The sequence below is a fragment of the Thermoplasma sp. Kam2015 genome (assembly GCF_003205235.1).
Taxonomy (GTDB): Archaea; Thermoplasmatota; Thermoplasmata; order Thermoplasmatales; family Thermoplasmataceae; genus Thermoplasma.
In genome coordinates this window covers 88,753-110,701 of the sequence record NZ_QJSM01000036.1, presented here as the reverse complement: position 1 = coordinate 110,701, position 21,949 = coordinate 88,753, and the positions used below count along the sequence as shown (strand labels likewise).

Here is a 21,949-nt window from a genome sequence, read left to right as displayed (position 1 = left end):
ACTGGTTTCTTAGGATATAATTTACCTGATTATATAGGTTCTTTGATACATGGCACATTCTGGATATTACGCCATTATCATGGATAAAGATCTGTTCAGTTCTCATCGTTTTCATAGCCTATCTCCAATGAACTTTTTTCCCCGTTGAGGCGTATACATGAAGCGTCTTTCATGATATTCGTAGTAGATTTAATACAGCATTTGCTTTCATAGTTAATAATATAATACAGTATTTGTATAAATAGTTATTAGAATTACGGATTATAAGATTTCATTAAAATTTTACATGACCGATAACATTATGGATGTTGCAGTTCGGAAATACGCCTGTACATATCTACGATGTAAAGCTTATACGGAATATGCCCTTAGAATCAGAGATCTCTCCTCGAAAGTAAGATACGATGCTTAGGCGAGGAACAGCTCACAGTATTACTGCACGATCATAGACGCCCAAACTTCTCCTGGTGTTCTATTTTTTGACTTCAGGTATCTCTGCCAGTAGTTATCTATGAACTGTACTGGAACCTTTATCTCAATAGTCCTTTCAATCATACCTCTCTCAAATCTGTATTCCACGTCATGGAGGATTATTTCCGTTATTGAATGTGTGGTAAATGGATAATATGCATGATTCTCCTTGTCCACAAGTATCCATATTGAATTTCTTCGCTTCATCTCGAAGCTTATCATGTTCAGAATTTCATTTCTTATGCCTGATCCAAACGTTTCGCTTGAAATGATCTTGTTATATAAAGTATCCGTCCCAATTTTTCTTTCTCCGATGGGAAGATCTATTATGTGAAACTCTCCATTCTGTGAGCCTATGACCTTCACGTATCTGTAATCATTCTTCCTGTTTTTTATCTTCAGATCTATGTCTTCATTCTCATAGGCCTTCACAAATACTATGCGATCTCCGAACTCATAGAGTATCCTGGCTGCCACGGATATGCGCCCATCATTGCCATCGATCTCACCGCTCTCTTTAAGAAGCCTCCTTATATCGCCCTTTTTCACAATTATAGGTTTCATCTTCAACACTTTTGAGGCAGAATTTCGATGGATGTTAATCAAAACAAAATTTAAAAAATTTGCTCGATTCGAGAGGCGCTATCGCTTTATAAAAAGATATAAAAATTTCTAGAAAATAGACAAATTGCAATTTTATATGAATAAATTCTACCTAATCCTATATATGTTATCCATTTTGACTGAACAAATCTTTTATATTAAGTGAAAATGACCCATGGATATCAATGAAAACTTACATAAAGGTCTCATTCTCGAGCGAAGGTGCGAGACCTAGTGAGGTCATAAACAGGCTTAGATCGCTTGGTTTCAAACCAGTCATAGGAGAGCAGGATATGGTTTATGAATGGGGAAACGGCGCAACACCAGAGGACGCCATCTGGTTTGCCGATAAGATACATGCCACCCTCGCCGGTTTCAACGTGCTGTTTGAGATAGAAACAGTCAGCGATTGATCTGGAACCTCCTTATATCTCCACAAACAGGGCATTTTACAGTTACAAGATTTTTCTTTATTCTGATGATCTCGCCTCTGTAAGGGTTCTTGCATCTTTTGCAGTAACTCCTTTTAATGATCGCCGGTAATGTTATGTCCATTCTTTTGGCTATTCTTTCCATCTGAATTATATATCTTCTATCGCCTGTGTTCAATGCATAACGATGCAGCTTATCTATGCGCGATCTCGCAATTGCCTCAATATCCTTTTTTGTTATCAACATTCAATAATCGTTATTAGTATCATAACAATTTCCACGCATGATCAGGTTAGCCGCAATAGACGTCGACGGAACATTGACCGATAAAGATCGCCTCATATCAACATCAGCCATTCAGAGCATTCGAAAAGCCGAGAAGAACGGCCTGCTTGTATCACTGTTGAGTGGCAACGTAATTCCAGTTGTCTATGCACTGAAGATATTTCTTGGAATAAACGGTCCAGTTTTCGGCGAAAATGGCGGTATAATGTATGATAATGACGGTTCAATACAGAAATTCTTCAGCAATGAGGGCACAAACAAATTTCTGGAGGAGATGTCAAAGAAGACGTCAATGAGAAGCATACTCACCAACAAATGGAGAGAAGCCTCAACAGGCTTCGATATAGATCCAGAGGATGTTGACTATGTTCGCCGTGAGGCTGAAGCTAGAGGATTCGTGATATTCTATAGCGGCTATTCATGGCATCTGATGAATGCGGGTGAGGATAAAGCCTTCGCGGTGAAAAAACTCAGGGAGAAGTACTCTTTGAATTTTGATGAAATACTTGTAATCGGGGATTCAAACAATGATATGCCTATGTTTCAGCTTCCGGTCAGGAAAGCATGCCCAGCAAATGCAACTGATAACATAAGGTCCATGAGCGATTATGTTTCAGACTATTCATATGGAGAGGAAATCGATGATATTTTCAAGCATTTCGGATTGATACGGTAGATAGTCCTGACGCAACTTCTCATGTTGAATACTTACTCGGACTTCAGATAGGACTTCAGGTGAGATCCATCTGCATTTGCAGAAATCCAGTCACCCCTCACATTGATGTTCGCGATGCTTCTTCCGCAGAGAATGTCTTCCATTTGAAAATATTCTAACAGTCGGCACTTTTTAAACTTTAAAAATCCATATAAAAAGAAAAATCAGACGATTTCAGGTTTGAATGGCTTTATAAGGCCTTTTTCCTCAGCGCGTTTATAGTAAAGTTCCAGAGCCTTTCGGCCGGTTTCTCCGAAATCGATGGAAAGATCGTTCACGTACATCCTTACAAATTTCTTCTCCATTTCCATATCCGTGTATCTCGCATACTGCATCGCATATCTTACCGCTTCATCCTCATGCGCCATAGCATACCTTATTGATCGCTCGAAATCGTCTAGGAAATCCGCTATCGTCTGTTTGGGAAGATCCTTTCTTATTGCGTTAAACCCAAGAGGGACTGGTAGATTTCCGGCGTATTCTCTCCATGCTTCATATATATCGAATATTTTCTTCAGCCCGTGTTTTTCGTAGGTCAACTGCTCGTCATGTATGAGTATACCCGCATCAATATCCCCACTAAGTATTGCATCTGGGATCTTATCGAACCTTATTTCAATATAATCCTTAGCCTCTGGTCCGAACATTCTGTACAGAAGATATGATGATGTCATATATCCAGGCACACCCATTTTTGCCCTGGAAAGATCCACATTATGAGCAGCCACCACGATGGGGCCATAGCTTATTCCAAAGCTCGCTCCAGATCTGGTAAGCATATATCTGTCGCTGACCTGCACGTATCCGTTGGCTGAAATGGCAGTAACCTCATACCTGGCATCCATAGATTCCTTGTTCAAGGTCTCTATATCCTTTATTATCTGCTCATACTGCAGCTTTGTCTTTATCTTGCCCTGAAACATGGCATAAAACATGAAGGCATCGTCTGGATCAGGGGTATGTGCAACCGTTATCTTCATGATACGCTATCCCATCATGACATATATTATTGTTTATGGAAAAGTTAGGTGTTCGGAAGAAGCTTCAAGAATAAACTGCTTCAACGATTAGATTCACGTGTCTTCTTCGTTTGGGATTGTTGTTAAAAATTCAAGATAAGCAGGAATATGGGCTGTACAGCCTTTAATCGTACAGGCATAGGTTTCTTTGCTGAGATGATTGATTTGAGGATTCAGCTGGAAAGCAATTAACGTAAGTTTAAATATTTAATTTGATTGATAAATTAATGGCCATAATCGAACCCGTTATCGGGAGAACAATAAAGAGGAAGCTTTACACGCTGTCCGGAAAGAAGCTTCCATTTATAGCCGGACACAAGCTCCTCTACACCTGCAATCTCAGGTGCGATATGTGCCCTTTCTGGAGAAGGAAGGATGAAACACTACTCTCACTGGACGATGAGATCAAGATGATGGATGCTCTGGCTTCGGCAGGAGTATCTTTCATGGGCTTCGAAGGTGGCGAACCACTGCTCAGAAACGATCTTGAGGATATACTAAGGGAATCGCACAGGAGGTTCCACACGTCTCTGGTGACCAATGGATGGTTGCTCAAGAATCGTGCATCATCAATTGCAAGATACCTAGATTACCTCTTCGTTTCCATTGATGGCCGCAAAGAAACACATGATGACCAGCGTGGTGTGGACGGTTCATTCGATCACGCCATAGAGGGTATAAAGGAGGCAAAGAAGTATGTGCCAGTTGCCATGAGCACAACCATAACCACAAAAAATATGGACGATATTAAATACGTTGTGAATCTGGCCGAGGAACTCCGCGTTGGGATCAATATACAGGTTTCTTATGATTACAGCACAGCCGACAAACTTTCGCCGGATAGGCAGAAGCTCTACAATCTTCTTTTAGATTTGAAGAAGATGAAGGAAGATGGTGCACCGATAGTTAACTCCAGGGAATATTTTGAAACGCTTGTCAACTCATGGTACTATGGAATACAGTGGGCTTGCAGGCCGTGGTCAACAGTGAACATAGATCCACAGGGCAGGATCGTCATGCCCTGCTACGTTCTGAATGAATATGCCGGCGATAAGAAAGTCTGGGAGACAGATATAAGGAATCTATGGAACACATATGATTGGAAGCCCTACGAATCATGCAACAAATGCTCTCTATCGTGCTATCTTGAGCCTTCAATATTCTCTTGGAGAAAACCGTCCATGGTGAACGAAAGGATATTTGGAAGCATAGTGGACTACATAGCCTCAATATTCTGACGAATCAGCACCTAACAGGATGAACTTCAATTCAAATGCTGAATCGGCCATTGAAAAGACAACACACAAAGTATACGCCTTATCCATCAAATTTCCATGAATGGGTTTTTGCTTTTGTTCATTGAACTTGCCTCTGTATCAACGTTTAACTATTTTCGAGAATCTTTCCGCATGCAGAGGATTGCTGAGATCAATATGATCTGCCAATAAACATCATGATTGAGAATATCATAATCATCAGCGTTAATGCTAAAACTCGGGATACGGGCGCAAGGGGATTTGGACCCCTGATCTACAGCTTAGGAGGCTGTTGCCCTATCCAGGCTAGGCCATGCGCCCATCAAATTGACCTAACGCTATTGAAACCAAATATTTAGAATTAACCTTATGTTCCGTGATCTGCTGTGAGTCTGGCCGTCGCATACTGCTCCTGGGCGGTCATGATCAGTCGCTAATATGTACTGTTCATGAAGCTTTTGCATGCATGGAGATGCCAGTTTCTCATTAGATTTAAGGAGGAGAATTGATTTTGCACCATTCTATAAATGCATTGATAATTATTCTGTTGTTATACCAATGACTTTCTGTTGTTATAGCAAAGCTTATTAACCATGAATTCATGATATTTGTTGTCATGACACATAAATACAAAACCATATCAGGAAATAGTTATGATGAGGTTATCGAGGTGTTGCTGAAGCGCCTTGCTGAATTGAAAAGCCAGAGAGAAAGATCGTATAGAAATATTGCAAATTCCAATCTTCCAGATCATGTAAGGAACATATTGATGAAGGTGGCAGATCTGGAGATGCAGAGCAGAAAGAAGATAGAGGAAGCGTTGAAAATTGGAGAATTTGACGCAGTCAAGCCTGAGTCAAGAAGTTATCAGATGATTGAGCATCTCGTGAGAAACGCAGATGTGAAGGAGATATCAGATATAAGAAGCGTTTTGCTGAAGTCTATAAAGGAAGAGGATGATCTCCATAGGGCCCTTCAGATAATGAGTACAGAATACAGCGGGACCAAAGTAGAGCCAATTCTGAGATCGATAATGAAGTATGAAGAGATGAATAAGAATCAGCTCGCGGATCTCTATGATGAGTATGTAAACGAAGATTACTGGTGATCTCTTAGTCTCTGATAGACTGATTCCGGGATCTCATTGAAGATCCTGTTGAGTATTTCACCACCGTCATCATACTCCTGAAGGATCATCTGAGCCCTTTTCGGTACGCTGTCCGGAGGAAGGAACTTATTCATATCGTTCGGATCGTTGATGAAATCCGTCTCCATCATAAAATTTCTTGAAATTTTCAAAGCCTCCCTTATCGCCCTGCGACTAGCTGGTATAGACCTGAAGATGGATGTATTGCATGATAGATCCTCTGGCCTAGCATGATGCTTAACCAGCATTACATTTTCATAGGAATTTGCTCTCTTTTCCAGTCGAATATAATCGTCACAGGACAGATCGAAGGTGTGGAGAACCAGTGGTGCCTTGACATCATGCGCTACAGCCATGGCATAATCAAGCAGTTCCCAGAATTGTTGCATCACCTCATCTGATTGTGGAATATGCGGAAAGCCTATTTCACCAATGGCATCTGCAATACCTTCTCCTATATATCTAGCCGCGAGATCAAGTCCATGTCTCATCGTCTCCATCGGATCCATTTGCGCTTGATCGAAGAAAAAGTAATCGAATGGATATGGGCCTATCGTGACCAGAGTTTCCACACCGAATTGAGATCTAACAATGTCTGCAATGCGTATTGTTTCTCTGTACAGCCTCTCGTAATAATTCTCCTTCCTGTCGTGAGAGGGCAGATTGGTGATGTTGAGTGAGGTTCCACCAGCGCTGCGGAATATGCGAACAGCTGCTGCGAAATCAGAAGCCTGATTGAGGTGAAAATGATTATCAAAAATCCTTCCGCTGTATCTTTCCATCTGGAAATCTCCATCCATACATCACATAACGGGCCCGCCGGGAATCGAACCCGGATTAGGGGCTCCGGAGGCCCCTGTGATATCCGTTTACACTACGGGCCCTATTCCTTATAGCCTATCTTTCTGAGGAATTCCCTGCGTTTCATCTTGTCTTCATCAGATTCGACGCCCACCGGGGAATATCCATCTATCACGCCAAGCACACCATTGCCGTTTTTGCCCCTATACAGTATGACCTGCAGAGGATTTGCCGTGGCAGCGAAGACCGTTCCGACTTCCTGACACATCTTGACTGCGTTCAGTATATTTATGGGATATGCATTCCTTATTAGTATAACGAAGGTGTGTCCAGCCGAAATTCTCTGTATATTCTCTATGGATGCCTTGACAAGATCCGCATCATTGCCGTCAAACCGTATCAACCTGTCACCGCTTGCCTCTGAAAACGCTATTCCGTATTTTGCACCCGGCACGTGCGTTCTCACTATCTCATTAAGATCCTCCACAGTTTTTATAAAATGGGAGTAGCCCACTATTATGTTGGCTTCAGGAGGAATAACCATATCAACGGCTTCGATCGACACGGTCATGTAATGTTAGACATGATTTATAGATATTGCTGATACGGCTGAACTGGAGAAACCCAAACCCTTAGTCTGATGGATCAGAACTCCAGAATGCACATTCGAAGTTCGGTAAACCTTTTTAGATGCCATGATTTAACGCAGCTATGTCAAGCACAAGAACGGGCGTTAAGGTACAGGCGGTTATCTACAGATGCGGAAAATGGCCTGAATTCCTGATACTGCACAGAAATAAGGAACACGGCGATTTCTGGCAGAATGTCACCGGAAATGTGGAGCCAGGTGAGGATCTGGGCAGGGCACTCTTGAGGGAGATTCGAGAGGAAACTGGTATAGGCAGCGATTGCATAATGCATATCGCTCACAGGATCATGGCCTTCAGATTCAGAGCCCATGAGATGGATTTCATAGAGTATGTTTATGCCATACGTGTAAGGGATTCATGTCCCATCGATATATCCAACAATGTTGACAGGGAACATGATGCATATGAATGGGTCAGCATGGATCGCGCAGTTCGAACTATGAGATGGTATACGAATGCAGACGCAGTCAGGATAGCTAATCTAATAGCATCCGCCGTATGCAGCAAAGCCTCTGACCATGCAGACAAAAAGAATTAAACGCATTCACATAATCACGATATCATGGCTAACAAGTTCAAGGCCACCCTTGTCAGTTGGGCTGACATAGACAGGTGGTGTGGAAACATCAGCAGAAAGGTACAGGCATCATTTCAGGTTGATACGATCATAGGCATTGCGAGGGGAGGTCTGGTACCAGCAAGAATCCTTTCCGACAGGCTCTGGGTCAAGGATCTGCTCAGCGTGAAAACGGAGCACTGGGGCATAACCGCAACAAAGGATGGAGAAGCTGTGTTGAAAACCAAGATTAGCACCGATCTATCTGGCAAGAATGTGCTTGTTGTTGATGATATTACAGATACCGGAGAAAGTATGGGCCTCGCTTATGAGTATGTCAAATCCCTCAAGCCGAAGGAGTTGAGGAGCGCAACAATGCTACACATAAGCAGATCTAAATTCGTTCCAGATTATTACTCGGATCTCATAACCGAGAAGAACTGGGCATGGTTCATATTCCCATGGAACGTTTATGAAGACCTCAACAATCTGATAAGGAAATCACTCACCGATAAGGTCAATCCTGACGAGGTCATAGACATACTGAAGGAAGATTACGATCTCGACGTCTCATCTCTGAACATAGAGGAGATACTGAACGATTTCGTTGTTTTCGGAAGAATGAAAAAGGATGGCAGGGACTTCGTCATCGTACAATGACCGTCCCGCTTCCGCCTGAAAGCGCATTGACACTGTTCTCTATGGATGTTATGAATGCCTTCTTGCCGCCGTTCCTTATGAACCTGATCGCCGCCATGACCTTGGGCTTCATGCTGCCCTCCCCGAACTGTCCATCTTTAAGGTATTTTTCAATTTCATCAACCCGTACCTCGTGAAGCGATCTCTGATCGGGTTTTCCGTAGTTTACGAAGACATGATCAACATCTGTCAGTATCATGAAGAAATCTGCACCTATTGCAGTGGCTAGAACGGATGATGCCAGATCCTTATCTATTACTGCGTCTATGCCATACATGACACCATTTCTGTAGACGACAGGAATCCCACCACCGCCAACCGCTATGGGTAGATTTCCATTATGAAGCAGGTATTCTATGACAGGCTCTTCAACTATCTCTTTTGGATCAGGAGATGGCACCACCCTGCGCCAGCCGTCCTTGAATTTCTTCATTGTCCATCCATTCTTCCTGGCCTCTCCAAGCTCTCCATCGCTGTAATATCGGCCAATTGGTTTTTCCGGATTACTGAACGCCGGATCGTCTTCATCCACGACGGTCCTGGTTATTATGGTGAAGATGTTCTTGCGCAATCCATATTTGGTCCTTATGTTGTTGTATGCATTGGCAAGTATCTCACCTATGTATCCCTGCGACATTGCCACGCTCTGGTGCAGATGAGCCTGTATTCCTGAAATATCATGGCTCTGCTGTATATCTCCAACCTGTGGGCCATTTCCGTGCGTTATGACGGCCTCATTGTTCTCCGTCACCGATTTCAGGTTCTCAAACGTCCTGTAGGCGTGATCATACTGCGTTTCGTAGTCCCGCTTTTCTCCATTCTGAAGGAGTGCATTTCCTCCCAAGGCTATTACGATCCTGCTCATCATTTCACCGGGGAAAGTGAATAATCCCTTGGAAATATATAAAGATGGTCAATATACATGGCAGATTACATTGCTATATATTTTCTATACATTTCCTATCACACCTCATATTTATAATGGATAAAGCGATCTGCCGCTATGATCATAGACACATACAGGGAGGCCACAGCAAACAGGATTGACGAAGAGAGGATAAAACCCAATTACAATGGCTTCAATCTCTACAACGTTCCTAACTCAATTTTGGAGGTCTTCGGCATAGGCAATCAGGCCCGAATAGATGACCGAATATTCACGTACTTTAAGGGATCATACGATAAGGTGGTTTTCTTTTATCTTGACGGCTTTGGCTATGATAAATTCATGGATCCATCATACGGGTCAAAACTGAGGGATGCGTTCGTGGAGAACGGCTATGTGTGTCCTATAACTACGGTATTTCCATCCACGACTGCGGCAGCCAACACAACGATAAATACGGGTCTACCGCCTTCTGATCACGGATTGCTTGAATGGATACTTTACTTTGATGAGGCAAGGACGGTCGCACTCACGCTTCCATACAGGCCCATTATCAGGAGATACAGAAAGAGGTTCGAATCGATGAACCCGGCAAATCTGTTCCGGGGAGAGACGATATTTCACAGGTTGAGATCTGAAGGGATACGCAGCGTATCATTTCTCAAGTCAAACATAGTCAATGGAGAGTATACAAAGCTTGTGCAGAACGGATCGGATATAGTGGGATATTCGTACATCACTGATGGCCTGATCCTGCTCAGAGATGCCATTTTAAAAGGTGCCTACGATTATTATTACTTCTATGTGGATAATATCGACCACATCGGTCATGTCTACGGGCCAGAAAGTGAGATGTACAGGACAGAAGCCTCCACAATATCAGATATGATAGTAAACATGTTCAGGCAGATTCCAAAGGATAAATTGAGAAATACGCTGATAGTGATAACGTCGGATCACGGTCATATTCAGGTAGATCCATCCAGGACCATATTTCTGAACGACAAGAGGAAGATATTCGGTTCATTGAAGAGCGACGGCAGATACAAGATCCCGCCAGTTGGCAGTCCAAGGGATGTTTTTCTTTTCATAAAGAAGGATCATCTTGATGACGTCCTTGAATACGCAAAGAAGCATTTTCAGGGCGCACTGGTGGATCTTGTGGAAAATATAGTATCACAGCAGTTTTTCGGGCCTCATATGACAGGCGATCTGGCGCTCCGTCGTGCTGGAAATCTCCTCATAGTACCACCCAGAAACGATATGATCTGGTACAAGCTCCCCGGCTTGCGCGACTCACATATGAAGGGTATGCATGGCGGTCTTTCAGAAAGCGAGATGCTCATACCGCTTGTTTTTGGAGAGGCCTCAGAGATCTTTTGAAGCATCGGTTAAGATAAAATAATATACAAAAATTGAATTTCCTGACGGATAAGCCACTGTAGCTCAGTTGGTAGAGCAGCTGACTTGTAATCAGCAGGTCGGGGGATCGATGCCCTCCAGTGGCTTCTTATGAAGATGTTCTTTCTTTTATAGGCAAAGTTAGAATTATGAGTGGATCGGTAAAATTCTAACGCTCAGCAATGAGGGATACCGATCTCTATCAACGGAAAGATTTAATAAAAATTTTGCGATATTGATAGAAATAGGGCCACTACAGTCAGAATATACCCATACAGGCAGACGGCTCTAGACTGAAAGGAGATGCTAAGATCCCGTCAAGGGTAAATTCCGCGTATGATCCCAGTTGCGATGATTAAGATGCATGACCAATAAGTGCACGGCGCTGGAGTCCGTTGCAGATCCGTATGCATCGATATCGTCGTGATTAGGTCTAAGTGCATATCTGATGAGATATTAGGCTCAAGCCGGAAGGCAAATTGGTCATGGTATTGAAAAGGTAAAATGGATGGTTGCAGAAGGCGATTTTACAGGTAAGGCAGAAAATTATTCGAAATACAGGCCAGCTTATCCCATAGAGATAATCAGGCTTCTTAAGGAGAAATACGGTTTCAATAAGGATATGGTTATCGCAGATATAGGCTGCGGTACCGGCATACTTGCAAGATTGTTCCTTGAAAATGGAAATCCAGTAATATGTGTTGATCCCAACGAAGATATGCTGGCAGTCGCGAAGAAGATTCTTTCTTCGTATAGCAATGTAAGTTTCGTTGTCGGCAAGGCCGAATCAACTCACCTCAATGATCATTCTGTGAACGTCATCACAGCTGGCCAGGCTTTTCACTGGTTCGATATGGATAGAGCTAAAAGGGAATTCAGAAGGATACTGAAGGCACCAAACATGGTTGTACTCATCTGGAACGACAGGGATGTGCGTGATCCATTCACCCAGCAGTATGAAGAGCTGGTGCGGGAATTCAGCAAGGGATATCACGGCACTGGAAGCACAGCCATACCTGCTGAAAGGATATACAGTTTTTTTGATTACGACTATGATTATTATCAGATGGACAATTTTCAAGCTCTGGATCTAGACGGATTGATCGGCAGATATCTGTCCAATTCTTACAGCCTCCAGGAGAGCGATCCGAGGTACAGGGAGGCCATTTCAAGGCTCGAAGATCTGTTCAAAACAAATCAGAAAGATGGAAAGATAGTCCTGAAATACACGACAAAGGTTTTCATAGGAAGGCTCATCTAAAATATCGTATGGGCTGTATAAATAGGAAAATTTGATATCTTTCTTGATCATATTTCTCAGGCATGAGAGACAGGCCATTGAAGACTCATCTTTCTGATCCTTATTTCGTTGTGGCGGTGTTGATTTCCCTTGGTTTTTCGATTCTGTTTTCTTATTATTCTATAATGCGATATCTGGTCCAGGATGCTACAGGCTTTGATCTTGGAATATATTCTTCAGCATTATACAGTGCAATGCATGGAACGCTGTTCCATACGAATCTTCTGAATGGAAGCTTCTTGGGGAATCACTTTTCGCCCTTCATGTTCCTGCTGCTCGCGTTTTTCTCCGTTTATCCTCATAACACAACGCTTCTTGTGATTCAGGCGTTTGCCATAGGTTTTGCTGGTGTACCGGCATATATGATATATGAGATGCTTGACAGAAGCAAAAGTCATAGACAATTGGGTCTGCTTCTTATGATATTGTTCGAATTCGCAGTGATTCTGATTGGCCCAATAAGTTTTGATTTTCATCTTATGGCCTTATTTCCATTGTTCTATCTATTCACTTTTTATTTCCTCATGCGAGGCAATAAAATACTTTCATTGGTATTCTTGGCACTTTCGATATCACTTCATGCGTTCTTCTCAGTGATAATGGTTTTACTCCTCATCTCAATATATCTTCAAAAACTGTGGAACGATCATCACAAAGTGGAATCACAGACTAGCATAGTTACTCTTCCTTTCCTTTTCATTTCCTCCATTCTAATTATCATTTATCTCATCATCGCAGAACATATAAAAGGAATCATATCTGGGCAGAGCATAGATCTGGTGAGCTTGCATTCATTGATGATCTATCTGAAGGAGAGATATAACATTACTTTTTCACTTGGTGCGCTCGATCAATATGTTTACGTAAAACTACTTATGGTGGCTCTCATGCTGGTTGGTGGCGGGGTATTTGCATTCAGATACCCGATACTCATCCTGCCCATAATACCATATCTTCTATTCTCCTTCTTTTCAGGAAACGCAGCATACTTCATCGCCGGTTACCAGTATACTGCTATGTTCGCCCCTGTGCTAGTGGCAGGTGCAGCGTTCTCGATTTCAAAGATGGCCAGCAGCGGGATTTTATCAAATCAGAAGATAAAGAAAGGTATCGTGGTATCTCTGATCATAATGTTAATAGCGGTCAACTTTTTACTCGGCCCAATAAGCCCAATCTTTTCGCAGAATAGCTTTGGGAATATTGAATCCATATACTCATTCAATTATAATGAAACATCAATCGCAGTATTTTCCCTGCGTGCATATCTGAATCATTCGTCTAGCATACTGCTTCAGAACAATATATATCCTCCTTACTTCCAATTCAGAAATGCTTATCTCCTATATTCATACAATTTGGTCGGTAATCTTGGCGCCTTGCTGAAGGCGAACTTTACCTATATAATAGGTGATATGTGTAATCCATTTTATGAACAGACCGCTGCTGTCGGAATTTCCATGCAATCTCTCATACAGTACGAGCTGCATAATGGCTATGGTCTGTTATTTGATCAATATGGTATAATAGCCATAGAAAGGGGGTACAAAGGGCCGGTTCTCCACCTTCAGGATAATCGTCTGGTGGAATGATCCGTGTTTCGCTTATTTTTACCACAATACGAAAATTTAGCGCAAATGTAAAGCTGATAATGTATGGAGTATTATGCAGAATCATCCGGTCGGATCAAATTTTCATATCTTAAATTCAAAGGCGGAAACTTCCTTCTCCATTTTTCAGTAAAAATTTCTAATAGATATCGGTGATTAAGAGCAGATGAAGATTGCTATACTGATAAGGCATGGAGAGAGCGATATAAATGTCAAAGGGATATTATCCGATACGATTGATAATAATATGTTAACGGAAAGGGGAATAATGCAGGCCCAGCATACGGCGAAAGAACTTCAGGGCCTGGACATAAAGAATTTCTATTCCAGCCCAATAAAAAGAGCATTCGACACGGCACAGGTCATTGCAGATGCCTTCAATAAGGACGTCATAACAGATCAGCGATTGCTTGAGATCGGCCTGGGAAAGGCCCGTGGTAGGCGAGCAAATGAATTCAAGGATGATCTGTACAGTGGCCACATCACCGGGAAGGTCAGAGAGGAACTTGGCATGGAGAAATGGGAAAGCCTGCAGAAAAGGGTTGTTGAGGCCATAGCCTCAAGAGATGGGATAAACGTTTATGTTACTCATTCCGATCCGGTCAGAGCTGCTATATCCTATTTTCTAGAGATGGGCGAGGAGGAGACCTACGGTTTATCCATAAAGAACGCATCGATGACAATAATAGACGTCGAGATAGGGAAACTCATCACGCTTGGCAGCATCACCATAACCGACGGAGTCAGAGAATATCTCAACCGTAGATGAGTCAAATATTTACCGGTCTTCCCGCAATTTTATGCCTATCCACAAAGAATATCTTGAACATAAGGAATAATATTATGGCTGAGATGCCGAATCCATCTATCGCGGGCCAGACAAGCACCGGTGAGGATGAAAGGGAATACAGGATGAATGTGCCTACAGATGGTGAAGCTGTTCTCGCCAGCTGATTTATCATGCCTATGAAACCCATATACCTGCCGACCTTATCCCTTGGTGCGATCTTAGATGTCACGGTACTTATGTTTGGAGAGGTGAAGTTCTCGCCTATTGTTATCACAATCATGTCGATTATGAGGTAGAAGAGAGTATGCGAAAATGAAACCATCAGATATCCGATGGTGTAAAATACGGATCCAAGTATGAGTCCGTACAGATCCGAATATCTTCTCATCATCCTTGATATGGGATACTGCCCTAAAACCACAACTATACCGTTTACAGCATAAAAATATGCGAGGTTTCTTATTATTATGTGCAGATCATCGACGATGTATATCGGAAGAGTGACTGAAAACTGGGACGATACCATTATGAGGAGAAACACAGGTATGCTGAAGAAGAATAGTGTGTAATCCCTGACGAGAAAGCCGGATCTCTGTGTTCTGAACCTTGCGTTCGTATTCACGAACATGATAGAAATTATGGTTGCGGTGGCATTTGCAATAGCTACAAAGAGAAATATGAAGGAGAATCCATAAGAGAATATGATCGCGCTGATCAGTGGGCCTATTGCCCACCCAAGGTTTGCCATTATCCTGTATATGGCATATCCCATCTCCCTGTCAGTGCTGGATGTTATATCGGACACTATGGAGTTAGCAGAGGGAAAAACAAGTGATCCTGAAAATGCGGTGAAGATAAACAGTATGGAGATCAGTGCGACATTTCCGTGCGCAAATATCGATAGAAGGAGATATAGGACAAAGCCGGATGCATTGCCAACTACCAGTGTGGTTTTTCTGCCGAAGGCATCTGCCATGTATCCCGCAAACAGGCTGAAAAGTATTGATATGCCAGAGTTGAGGGTGAATATGAAGCCCACAAAGATAAGGCTCATATGGAGATATGTGTTGAAATATACGGCGAGGAAGGGCCATGTGGCGCCATAGCCTATGGATCTTACGGAGGCAGCAATACTTACTCCCCACAGCGATCTGTTCCTGTAGTATGGCACTGATGCACCGGCGTCGCTCATTCCTCCGAAATAGTTTACATCTTAATCTATTCTTCCATCTAGCGAATAGTTTCGTCATATGTATCAAAGGCAGTGAACAATGTTTAAATAATTAAACAAAATGTCTAGAAAAATATGCAGAATACATACACTGTTAGGCAGTATGGTCATATATCTGAAATTATGGCTATAATTGGCTATGTTATTCCGACATTTATTCTTGTAACTCCAACATTTTACATATCATATATATCAAAAACTCTTGGTATACCATATTATACTACATTCATTATAATTGGTTCTCCATATATAGGTAGATTCATAGGTGCCTATATTTATTCACGTTTCAGGTACCTTGGTACGCCGTTCATGCTCTCAATGTCTGTCCTCGGATTAACATCGTTTTTCATCTCCATTTTGAACAGCGTACCGATCCTCATAATTCTTAGATTCATAATCGGTATAGCCTTCGGGATATCCACATCATTTGCGGTTGAAGTTGCTGTGAGAACCAGGAAACAGCACATCATAGGATTGACAACGGGTGGATGGGCAATAGGCTGGATACTTTCAGCCGCCATATCAGCCGTTCTGCCTTACAGATATGCCTCGATGTCTGGCACGGTGGCCATACCCTTATCGGTCATAGGTGTGCTTCTACGCCGGGTTAACATAGGGCATGTTATAGCATCTGGTTTCAACTTCTCCGTTTACGGTTTTTTGATATACTTTCTGGCGTTCGAGCCAGCCTTCGTCCTGCAGATAATCCCACAGATATATGGATCTGCTGCTTTCATGGAATCTGAGATCGCCTATTTTCTAGCTGTACCTGCCTACATGATATTTCCAATAATGGCAAAGCGCTATGGTTTCAGAAAGGCCCTGTATTCCATAGCGTCCATTTCAATGATCCTCTCCATCTTCGCATTCCTCTACCTCAATTTTTATGCTGCCATCGTCTTCACAGTTTTCGGCCTTGCCGTGAATGCAGTCATACCGGGATTCCTCAGAGACGAAAATCTCAGCCCAGAAAAGATAGGACCATCCATGAATTTTTCAGCGATAAACGGCTTTCTGGTTCCGACGATAATATACCTGATAGGATCCATAAGAATATCGGCCGTGGCGATAACCATATTCTCGATGGCGTGTCTCATAGCCCTGTCTGATGTTGGCCACAGGATGTTTTCGCATTCTTCAACCTCTTTGCCGAATAAAGCCTGAAGAGAGCGATATGGCATCGGATACATTTAAAATGTAAAAGTAATTAAATCAATTTTTGATATTGGTTTGTCTCATCATCTAGTTCCATGAATCGTGAGTGGTAACGACGACGTGAGACTAGAGGTTGCCCTGCCATGGGCCTCGAATCGAGAATATGTGGTGTAGCTTTCGGTGACAATCCGATCAGAGGCGGGCAAAGAGTTCCCCGGAGGGTCAGAGTGCATGAAACGTGAATGTATCTCGTTACTTCCGGGGAAGAGATTTCATCGCCGGGTAATGATAAATGGAGCAGACTATCAAGGTTCAGAATGAGGATTTGAGATACGTTGTTTCTGTCGTGACTTCAAAGGTTAATGTCTACGATATTATAGTCGATCCTGTTTCTGTAAAATTCTACTTTTTCGATAGCGACAATCCGAATATAGATGAGGCATTCGACTCCATAAGAAGGGATCTTATAGATCGGGGATTCATTCCTATGATCCTGCGTGACGGCGAAAATATAATACAGGTGACGAAGAGGCCGCAGCAGAGATACTTTGGCAATGCTGTCAACCTGATTCTTCTTATTGCCACAATATTATCAACTATGTATGTTGGATCGCAGTACTCCATAAACTTCGTTCCCAAAGGTGCATATTACACGCTTAGGCTCTGGGGATATGGCTTTATATTCTTCTCTGCACCATTGCTTCTCATACTGGGAATCCATGAAAGCGCTCACTTTCTTGTGGCAAGAAAACATCATGTGAAGGCCTCGCTCCCGTTCTTCATACCGTTTCCCATAGGAATAGGCACATTTGGCGCGTTCATATCTCTCAGAGATCCGCTCCCTAACCGCAAGGCCATGGCTGAGATTGGTGCAGCTGGCCCCATAGCGGGATTCCTCACCGCACTGCCGCTGATGTTCGTTGCAGATTATTTCCAGAACGTCGTGAAGCCAATACCGCCAGCCTACATACCGTTCAAGGTCACCTTCCCTCTCATATATCATATTCTAGGGCTGAACGTGAATTTTTCTGGTCCGATTTTCCCTATGGTCTTCGCAGTATGGGTGGGAATGTTCGCAACTGCAATGAACCTCATACCTGCAGGTCAGCTTGACGGAAGCCATATAGTTCGCGGAGTTCTTGGTAGCAGAGCAAATGTTCTTTCATATGTATTTCTTGGCTTCCTGTTCGCGATCGGTTTCTTCTACACTGGCTGGTGGATAATAGCTATATTTGTTGTTTTCACAGGGCTTGTTCATCCCCCGGCCCTGAATGATTATTCCAAGATATCAAAGCTTGACATAGCCATAGGCGTGTTCTCACTCATCATGTTCATACTGACATTCACCATAGTGCCGATAAAGCCGGCGTGAGGTCATGTATCATATGTTTCTGGTTTTCTTGTCATTTTTATATAAGTAATAAATAACGCGATCCGCAAGCCAGAGGATAGCCGCTATCACAAGGCTAGATTCAACGAAGAGAATATCGTTGTGTGCTATGTATGAAAATATGGCCAGTGCAATGGCTGGTGGATGTCTGAATCTGGAAAGTGTTATGAATATAGCGATCAGACTCACATTCAGATAGATGGACAGGAACTGCACACCCAGAAATATATGGAAAATGGTTGTTAGTGCTATGACAAGCAGATACGAAACGATGATTGAATTCGGATCGGAAAACCTACCTCTGGACTCTACCGTGATGAGATATGCGGAGACGGCAAATGGGGGCGCAAGGAGAATGATCTTAAAAACATAGCTTATGGCGCTTATAATTGCAAATAGGATGAGGAAATATATAATACGATATGACCTGTTCATGATGCATGGCGATCTTTAAAAAATATTAAAATATAGGTAAACAGGCCAAAAAAATCCGCTGTGATAGAATAGAAATATGGAATGATGCAGGGAAGCCTATTATCTATCTTAATCCGTATGAGTTTTCCGCGAGCCTCAATCTATAATATATTGTGAATTATATACTGAAAGATTTGAATATCAGTCGAAAATGATTTTTGTGATCATCGGTATGCAAAACATGTTCGGACAATTGGAATCACTGATTTAAAAGAGGCAAAATTATGGCGTACATCGGTTCATCCATAGGAACACTCCGGAGGGATCATGATGAAAACAGGTAAACTTTTTTTAACTTTTCGATTAATATATTATTTGTAAATACAGAATTATGAAAAGAGTAGAAATGAGAATATATGGGATGACATGCGATGACTGTGTCCTTACGGTGAAGAGAGGTCTTAAAGCTGTTAGTGGCGTATTGGATGCAGAGGTATCGCTGAAAGATGGAAAGGCTGTTGTGAAGGTGGATGAGAGCAAGGTTAATCCAGAGGATCTGGAAAATGCGGAAGTGTTCAGAACCACAAGATACAGAGGAGAGGTGAGAAAGATTGAGTGAGGAGTACGATCTCCTCATAATAGGATATGGGGCAGCTGCATTCTCAGGAGCGATCAAGGCTTCTGAGATCACCACTGGTCAGGCAAAAATAGCTATGGTAGGTACAGGACCCCTCGGTGGAACATGCGTCAACGTAGGCTGCGTCCCCTCCAAGATGCTGATATCTGCAGCAAGAAATTTCAAATACATATCTGAACCCAGATATCCAGGTCTAACGGCTGATTCATATCATTCCGACACCTCAAAGATACTTGATTTTATAAGATCTGGCGTAAGAAACGAAAGGATGAAAAAATATGAGGATGTCCTCAAATCATACGGCAATATAGATCTGTATAAATCAAGGGCTGTATTCACTGGCGATCGGAAAGTAAAACTTAAGGATGGAACAGAGTTATTCGGTTACAATGTACTTATAGCCACCGGCAGCAAACCTTCAATTCCAAATATACCTGGTCTAAACGATGCTGGTTATATAACAAGCAATGAATTCTGGGATCTGAAAAAAATACCTGAAAGTATAGCCATAATAGGGGCCGGCCCAATAGGATCAGAAATTGGGCAGGCCGCGGCAAGGCTCGGGTCGAACGTTCATATAATAGAAAAGGCAGATCAGATACTGCCGGGAATACCCAGGGATATGGCGAAGAGGATAATGGATGCAATGATTAAAGATGGTGTAAAATTCTCGCTTTCAGCGGCCGTCGAAAGAGTGCATACAAAAAATGGTACGAAGGTGTTGACGGTGCATAAAAACGAGGATTCATTTGAACTGGAAGCAGATGAAATACTTGTAGCTATTGGAAGATACCCGAACGTTGATCTTGGTCTCGAAAACACAGGTGTTGTATATGACAAACAAGGGATAATAGTGGATGCAGATCTCAGAACATCAAATAAGAAGATATATGCAGCAGGAGATGTTGTGAAGCAGAGATATAAACTTGAGACGCTTGCAGCAAAAGAAGGTGTAATCGCCGCACAGAATATATTCAATCATGAAGCTGTTAAAGTGGAAATTTCCAGTTTTCCTGTAGCCATATTTACACAGCCTGAATATGCTTACGTCGGATATTCAGAAGAAGATGCGGTTTCAGCTGGAATAAATTATGATGTCAGAACGATAGAAACCTCGGATGTGGCAAAGGAAAGAATATTGAGAAATCCAGAGGGCATGATCAGAATGATATCGGAACATGATACTGGGAGGATCATAGGCATACAGATAGTCGCTGAAAGTGCTGCAGATATGATCAACGAAGCTTCAGTTATCATCAATTCGGCAATAACTGTGGAACAATTGATAGATACTCCGCATGTATTTCCAACTGTGAATGAAGGGATCAAGCTAGCTGCACAATCATTTCTCCGTGATATCAGCATGATGAGCTGCTGCATGGAATGATATATCAATGAAATAATAGGTCAAGCCGGAGAGAAACACTATTAATGCAAGTGCAGTCCAGAGGTTTCTGAAACCCAAGGCTATGATCATGGCGGCCGAGATAACAGGTCCGATTATCCCGCTTGACTGCCAGAACATATTGGCTATTCCTGAAACGCTTCCGGCCCTCTCCCTACCAATATCTATCGCAAGGCCAGAGTTACCCGGTGTTATTATGAATCTGAAGAATCCCATAACAAGCGATATGATTATGAGAAGCAGATCAGACCTCACCTCGGAGAATGCTAACACGAGAAGGCCATAGCAGATCAGAGAAATGACAACAGCATTCTTTGTTCCGATCCTCGATATCAGAAAGCCGGAAAAGGAAGTTGAAAATATACCTGAGATCGCCATTGAAGAAAATATCAGGCCGGCTATAACAGGATCTATCCCTATTGAAACAAAATACTTGTATGCATAGAGTGTCAGCGACCTGTATGATAGAAAAAATAAAAATCCTCCCAGGGACAGTAGGATAACATTCCTGTTTCTGATCAGCGAAAGATCTATCCTGTATCCTGTTCTACCTGTTTTTAGCCTCAGCGCCATGAATGCTACCATCAACGATGCGATAGCGGATGAGTAATATCCCCACTGCCATCCGACTGCCATGGCAAGAGATGGAAGGGCAAAACCGGATACCACGATCGCCAGAGGCCACGCTATACTGTAGTATCCCACATAAATGCTCTTCCTATCTCTGTAGTAATGGTTCATTATGTTTATCGATGCCGGATATATCCATCCGGCCGTGAAACCCATAATCAGGCTCGAAATGTATTCCCACAGGATGTCTGGAGAAAGGGCGGACATGATGGAGGAGGCGGCCAGACCTATGAGCGACAATGCTATGACCATACCGCCTGAAAACCTATCGGATACAAATCCAGACGGTATCTGCACAATGACATAGCCTACAAAGAAAATTGCGAAGGCCATTCCTTCTTCAGATACCGTAGGTTTGAATGGCATGTATACGGAGAGAATGGTCCATGAAAGCCGGACGTAGTAACTCAGGAAAAAGGACGAGCTGGCCACAAATAAAGGGTATAGCTTAGCCACGATTGCTGATTAT

At 42.6% G+C, this 21,949-nt stretch carries 23 protein-coding genes and 3 tRNA genes; 15 read left to right on the top strand and 11 right to left on the bottom strand.

Annotated features, from left to right (window positions below; all coding sequences use genetic code 11):
• Positions 1–432: 432 nt before the first annotated feature.
• Positions 433–1,035: a hypothetical protein gene (locus DMB44_RS07935; protein WP_110642536.1), complete on the bottom strand. Its 603-nt coding sequence runs from the start codon at positions 1,033–1,035 to the stop codon at positions 433–435.
• Positions 1,036–1,259: 224 nt separating this feature from the next.
• Here DMB44_RS07935 and DMB44_RS07930 point away from each other — a divergent pair, with 224 nt between their 5' ends.
• Positions 1,260–1,487: a hypothetical protein gene (locus DMB44_RS07930; protein ID WP_110642509.1), complete on the top strand. Its 228-nt coding sequence runs from the start codon at positions 1,260–1,262 to the stop codon at positions 1,485–1,487.
• Here DMB44_RS07930 and DMB44_RS07925 read toward each other — a convergent pair.
• A complete protein-coding gene (locus tag DMB44_RS07925; protein ID WP_110642507.1) occupies positions 1,477–1,752 on the bottom strand; it encodes a ribonuclease P in 276 nt (91 codons plus the stop codon). The genes DMB44_RS07930 and DMB44_RS07925 overlap by 11 nt on opposite strands.
• A gap of 37 nt (positions 1,753–1,789) precedes the next feature.
• Here DMB44_RS07925 and DMB44_RS07920 point away from each other — a divergent pair, with 37 nt between their 5' ends.
• On the top strand, positions 1,790–2,467 hold the full coding sequence (locus DMB44_RS07920) for a phosphoglycolate phosphatase (protein ID WP_110642505.1): 678 nt from the start codon (positions 1,790–1,792) through the stop codon (positions 2,465–2,467).
• A 203-nt stretch (positions 2,468–2,670) separates the two neighbouring features.
• Here DMB44_RS07920 and DMB44_RS07915 read toward each other — a convergent pair whose 3' ends face one another.
• A complete protein-coding gene (locus tag DMB44_RS07915) occupies positions 2,671–3,486 on the bottom strand; it encodes an MqnA/MqnD/SBP family protein (protein WP_110642503.1) in 816 nt (271 codons plus the stop codon).
• Positions 3,487–3,752: 266 nt separating this feature from the next.
• Here DMB44_RS07915 and DMB44_RS07910 point away from each other — a divergent pair, with 266 nt between their 5' ends.
• Complete coding sequence (locus DMB44_RS07910; protein WP_110642501.1) at positions 3,753–4,763, top strand: PTO1314 family radical SAM protein; 1,011 nt, start codon at positions 3,753–3,755, stop codon at positions 4,761–4,763.
• Positions 4,764–5,027: 264 nt separating this feature from the next.
• Here DMB44_RS07910 and DMB44_RS07905 read toward each other — a convergent pair.
• Positions 5,028–5,102: transfer RNA gene (locus DMB44_RS07905), tRNA-Arg, on the bottom strand.
• Between the two features lie 295 nt (positions 5,103–5,397).
• Between DMB44_RS07905 and DMB44_RS07900 the strand changes: the two genes are divergently transcribed.
• Positions 5,398–5,889, top strand: a complete 492-nt coding sequence (locus DMB44_RS07900) for a hypothetical protein (RefSeq protein ID WP_110642535.1) — start codon at positions 5,398–5,400, stop codon at positions 5,887–5,889.
• Here the strand turns inward: DMB44_RS07900 and DMB44_RS07895 are convergent.
• The 3 genes from DMB44_RS07895 to DMB44_RS07885 all read right to left on the bottom strand — a co-directional run bounded on the left by DMB44_RS07895 (position 5,880) and on the right by DMB44_RS07885 (position 7,300).
• Positions 5,880–6,710: a TatD family hydrolase gene (locus DMB44_RS07895; RefSeq protein ID WP_110642533.1), complete on the bottom strand. Its 831-nt coding sequence runs from the start codon at positions 6,708–6,710 to the stop codon at positions 5,880–5,882. The genes DMB44_RS07900 and DMB44_RS07895 overlap by 10 nt on opposite strands.
• Before the next feature lie 29 nt (positions 6,711–6,739).
• Positions 6,740–6,812: transfer RNA gene (locus tag DMB44_RS07890), tRNA-Arg, on the bottom strand.
• Entirely contained in the window at positions 6,812–7,300 is a 489-nt protein-coding gene (locus tag DMB44_RS07885) for an adenosine-specific kinase (protein WP_110642499.1), read from the bottom strand. Before DMB44_RS07885 ends, DMB44_RS07890 begins: the two co-directional genes overlap by 1 nt.
• Before the next feature lie 140 nt (positions 7,301–7,440).
• Here DMB44_RS07885 and DMB44_RS07880 point away from each other — a divergent pair, with 140 nt between their 5' ends.
• The gene (locus DMB44_RS07880; protein WP_110642497.1) at positions 7,441–7,917 is read left to right on the top strand and encodes an NUDIX pyrophosphatase; all 477 of its coding nucleotides are present in this window, start codon (positions 7,441–7,443) and stop codon (positions 7,915–7,917) included.
• A gap of 24 nt (positions 7,918–7,941) precedes the next feature.
• Positions 7,942–8,595, top strand: coding sequence for a phosphoribosyltransferase (locus DMB44_RS07875; RefSeq protein WP_110642495.1), 654 nt, complete (start codon positions 7,942–7,944; stop codon positions 8,593–8,595).
• On the opposite strand, the gene arcC is transcribed toward DMB44_RS07875, so the two are convergent.
• On the bottom strand, positions 8,582–9,499 hold the full coding sequence (gene arcC / locus DMB44_RS07870) for a carbamate kinase (protein ID WP_110642531.1): 918 nt from the start codon (positions 9,497–9,499) through the stop codon (positions 8,582–8,584). The genes DMB44_RS07875 and arcC overlap by 14 nt on opposite strands.
• A gap of 138 nt (positions 9,500–9,637) precedes the next feature.
• Between arcC and DMB44_RS07865 the strand changes: the two genes are divergently transcribed.
• The 5 genes from DMB44_RS07865 (at position 9,638) to DMB44_RS07845 (ending at position 14,597) form a co-directional block, all read left to right on the top strand.
• On the top strand, positions 9,638–10,903 hold the full coding sequence (locus DMB44_RS07865) for an alkaline phosphatase family protein (RefSeq protein WP_110642493.1): 1,266 nt from the start codon (positions 9,638–9,640) through the stop codon (positions 10,901–10,903).
• A gap of 52 nt (positions 10,904–10,955) precedes the next feature.
• Positions 10,956–11,028, top strand: a tRNA-Thr gene (locus DMB44_RS07860).
• A gap of 401 nt (positions 11,029–11,429) precedes the next feature.
• Positions 11,430–12,182 (top strand): class I SAM-dependent methyltransferase, encoded by a 753-nt coding sequence (locus DMB44_RS07855; protein ID WP_110642491.1) that lies wholly within the window; start codon positions 11,430–11,432, stop codon positions 12,180–12,182.
• A gap of 62 nt (positions 12,183–12,244) precedes the next feature.
• Positions 12,245–13,810, top strand: a complete 1,566-nt coding sequence (locus tag DMB44_RS07850; RefSeq protein ID WP_110642489.1) for a DUF2079 domain-containing protein — start codon at positions 12,245–12,247, stop codon at positions 13,808–13,810.
• 184 nt (positions 13,811–13,994) lie between these two features.
• A complete protein-coding gene (locus tag DMB44_RS07845) occupies positions 13,995–14,597 on the top strand; it encodes a 2,3-diphosphoglycerate-dependent phosphoglycerate mutase (RefSeq protein ID WP_110642487.1) in 603 nt (200 codons plus the stop codon).
• Position 14,598: 1 nt separating this feature from the next.
• Here the strand turns inward: DMB44_RS07845 and DMB44_RS07840 are convergent, their stop codons facing one another.
• Positions 14,599–15,789, bottom strand: coding sequence for an MFS transporter (locus DMB44_RS07840; RefSeq protein ID WP_237265368.1), 1,191 nt, complete (start codon positions 15,787–15,789; stop codon positions 14,599–14,601).
• 135 nt (positions 15,790–15,924) lie between these two features.
• Here DMB44_RS07840 and DMB44_RS07835 point away from each other — a divergent pair, with 135 nt between their 5' ends.
• Positions 15,925–17,013, top strand: coding sequence for an MFS transporter (locus tag DMB44_RS07835; RefSeq protein ID WP_110642483.1), 1,089 nt, complete (start codon positions 15,925–15,927; stop codon positions 17,011–17,013).
• 283 nt (positions 17,014–17,296) lie between these two features.
• Complete coding sequence (locus tag DMB44_RS07830) at positions 17,297–18,376, top strand: site-2 protease family protein (RefSeq protein ID WP_110642481.1); 1,080 nt, start codon at positions 17,297–17,299, stop codon at positions 18,374–18,376.
• 9 nt (positions 18,377–18,385) lie between these two features.
• On the opposite strand, the gene DMB44_RS07825 is transcribed toward DMB44_RS07830, so the two are convergent.
• The gene (locus DMB44_RS07825; RefSeq protein WP_110642479.1) at positions 18,386–18,829 is read right to left on the bottom strand and encodes an HPP family protein; all 444 of its coding nucleotides are present in this window, start codon (positions 18,827–18,829) and stop codon (positions 18,386–18,388) included.
• A 370-nt stretch (positions 18,830–19,199) separates the two neighbouring features.
• Here DMB44_RS07825 and DMB44_RS07820 point away from each other — a divergent pair, with 370 nt between their 5' ends.
• Positions 19,200–19,427, top strand: coding sequence for a heavy-metal-associated domain-containing protein (locus DMB44_RS07820; RefSeq protein ID WP_110642477.1), 228 nt, complete (start codon positions 19,200–19,202; stop codon positions 19,425–19,427).
• Positions 19,420–20,832, top strand: a complete 1,413-nt coding sequence (merA, locus tag DMB44_RS07815) for a mercury(II) reductase (protein WP_110642475.1) — start codon at positions 19,420–19,422, stop codon at positions 20,830–20,832. The genes DMB44_RS07820 and merA overlap by 8 nt, the downstream gene beginning before the upstream one ends.
• On the opposite strand, the gene DMB44_RS07810 is transcribed toward merA, so the two are convergent.
• Complete coding sequence (locus DMB44_RS07810) at positions 20,788–21,936, bottom strand: MFS transporter (RefSeq protein WP_110642473.1); 1,149 nt, start codon at positions 21,934–21,936, stop codon at positions 20,788–20,790. The two genes, merA and DMB44_RS07810, sit on opposite strands and share 45 nt — an antisense overlap.
• Positions 21,937–21,949: the final 13 nt, after the last annotated feature.

Coding starts and splice junctions, on each gene's coding strand:
- DMB44_RS07865 (WP_110642493.1), top strand. CDS start 9,638: ATGATCATAGACACATACAGGGAGGCCACAGCAAACAGGATTGACGAA.
- DMB44_RS07845 (WP_110642487.1), top strand. CDS start 13,995: ATGAAGATTGCTATACTGATAAGGCATGGAGAGAGCGATATAAATGTC.
- arcC (WP_110642531.1), bottom strand. CDS start 9,499: ATGAGCAGGATCGTAATAGCCTTGGGAGGAAATGCACTCCTTCAGAAT.
- DMB44_RS07925 (WP_110642507.1), bottom strand. CDS start 1,752: ATGTTGATAACAAAAAAGGATATTGAGGCAATTGCGAGATCGCGCATA.
- DMB44_RS07935 (WP_110642536.1), bottom strand. CDS start 1,035: ATGAAACCTATAATTGTGAAAAAGGGCGATATAAGGAGGCTTCTTAAA.
- DMB44_RS07820 (WP_110642477.1), top strand. CDS start 19,200: ATGAAAAGAGTAGAAATGAGAATATATGGGATGACATGCGATGACTGT.
- DMB44_RS07825 (WP_110642479.1), bottom strand. CDS start 18,829: ATGAACAGGTCATATCGTATTATATATTTCCTCATCCTATTTGCAATT.
- DMB44_RS07835 (WP_110642483.1), top strand. CDS start 15,925: ATGCAGAATACATACACTGTTAGGCAGTATGGTCATATATCTGAAATT.
- DMB44_RS07885 (WP_110642499.1), bottom strand. CDS start 7,300: ATGACCGTGTCGATCGAAGCCGTTGATATGGTTATTCCTCCTGAAGCC.
- DMB44_RS07875 (WP_110642495.1), top strand. CDS start 7,942: ATGGCTAACAAGTTCAAGGCCACCCTTGTCAGTTGGGCTGACATAGAC.
- DMB44_RS07895 (WP_110642533.1), bottom strand. CDS start 6,710: ATGGAAAGATACAGCGGAAGGATTTTTGATAATCATTTTCACCTCAAT.
- DMB44_RS07915 (WP_110642503.1), bottom strand. CDS start 3,486: ATGAAGATAACGGTTGCACATACCCCTGATCCAGACGATGCCTTCATG.
- DMB44_RS07930 (WP_110642509.1), top strand. CDS start 1,260: ATGAAAACTTACATAAAGGTCTCATTCTCGAGCGAAGGTGCGAGACCT.
- DMB44_RS07900 (WP_110642535.1), top strand. CDS start 5,398: ATGACACATAAATACAAAACCATATCAGGAAATAGTTATGATGAGGTT.
- DMB44_RS07910 (WP_110642501.1), top strand. CDS start 3,753: ATGGCCATAATCGAACCCGTTATCGGGAGAACAATAAAGAGGAAGCTT.
- DMB44_RS07920 (WP_110642505.1), top strand. CDS start 1,790: ATGATCAGGTTAGCCGCAATAGACGTCGACGGAACATTGACCGATAAA.
- DMB44_RS07855 (WP_110642491.1), top strand. CDS start 11,430: ATGGTTGCAGAAGGCGATTTTACAGGTAAGGCAGAAAATTATTCGAAA.
- DMB44_RS07850 (WP_110642489.1), top strand. CDS start 12,245: ATGAGAGACAGGCCATTGAAGACTCATCTTTCTGATCCTTATTTCGTT.
- DMB44_RS07830 (WP_110642481.1), top strand. CDS start 17,297: ATGGAGCAGACTATCAAGGTTCAGAATGAGGATTTGAGATACGTTGTT.
- DMB44_RS07880 (WP_110642497.1), top strand. CDS start 7,441: ATGTCAAGCACAAGAACGGGCGTTAAGGTACAGGCGGTTATCTACAGA.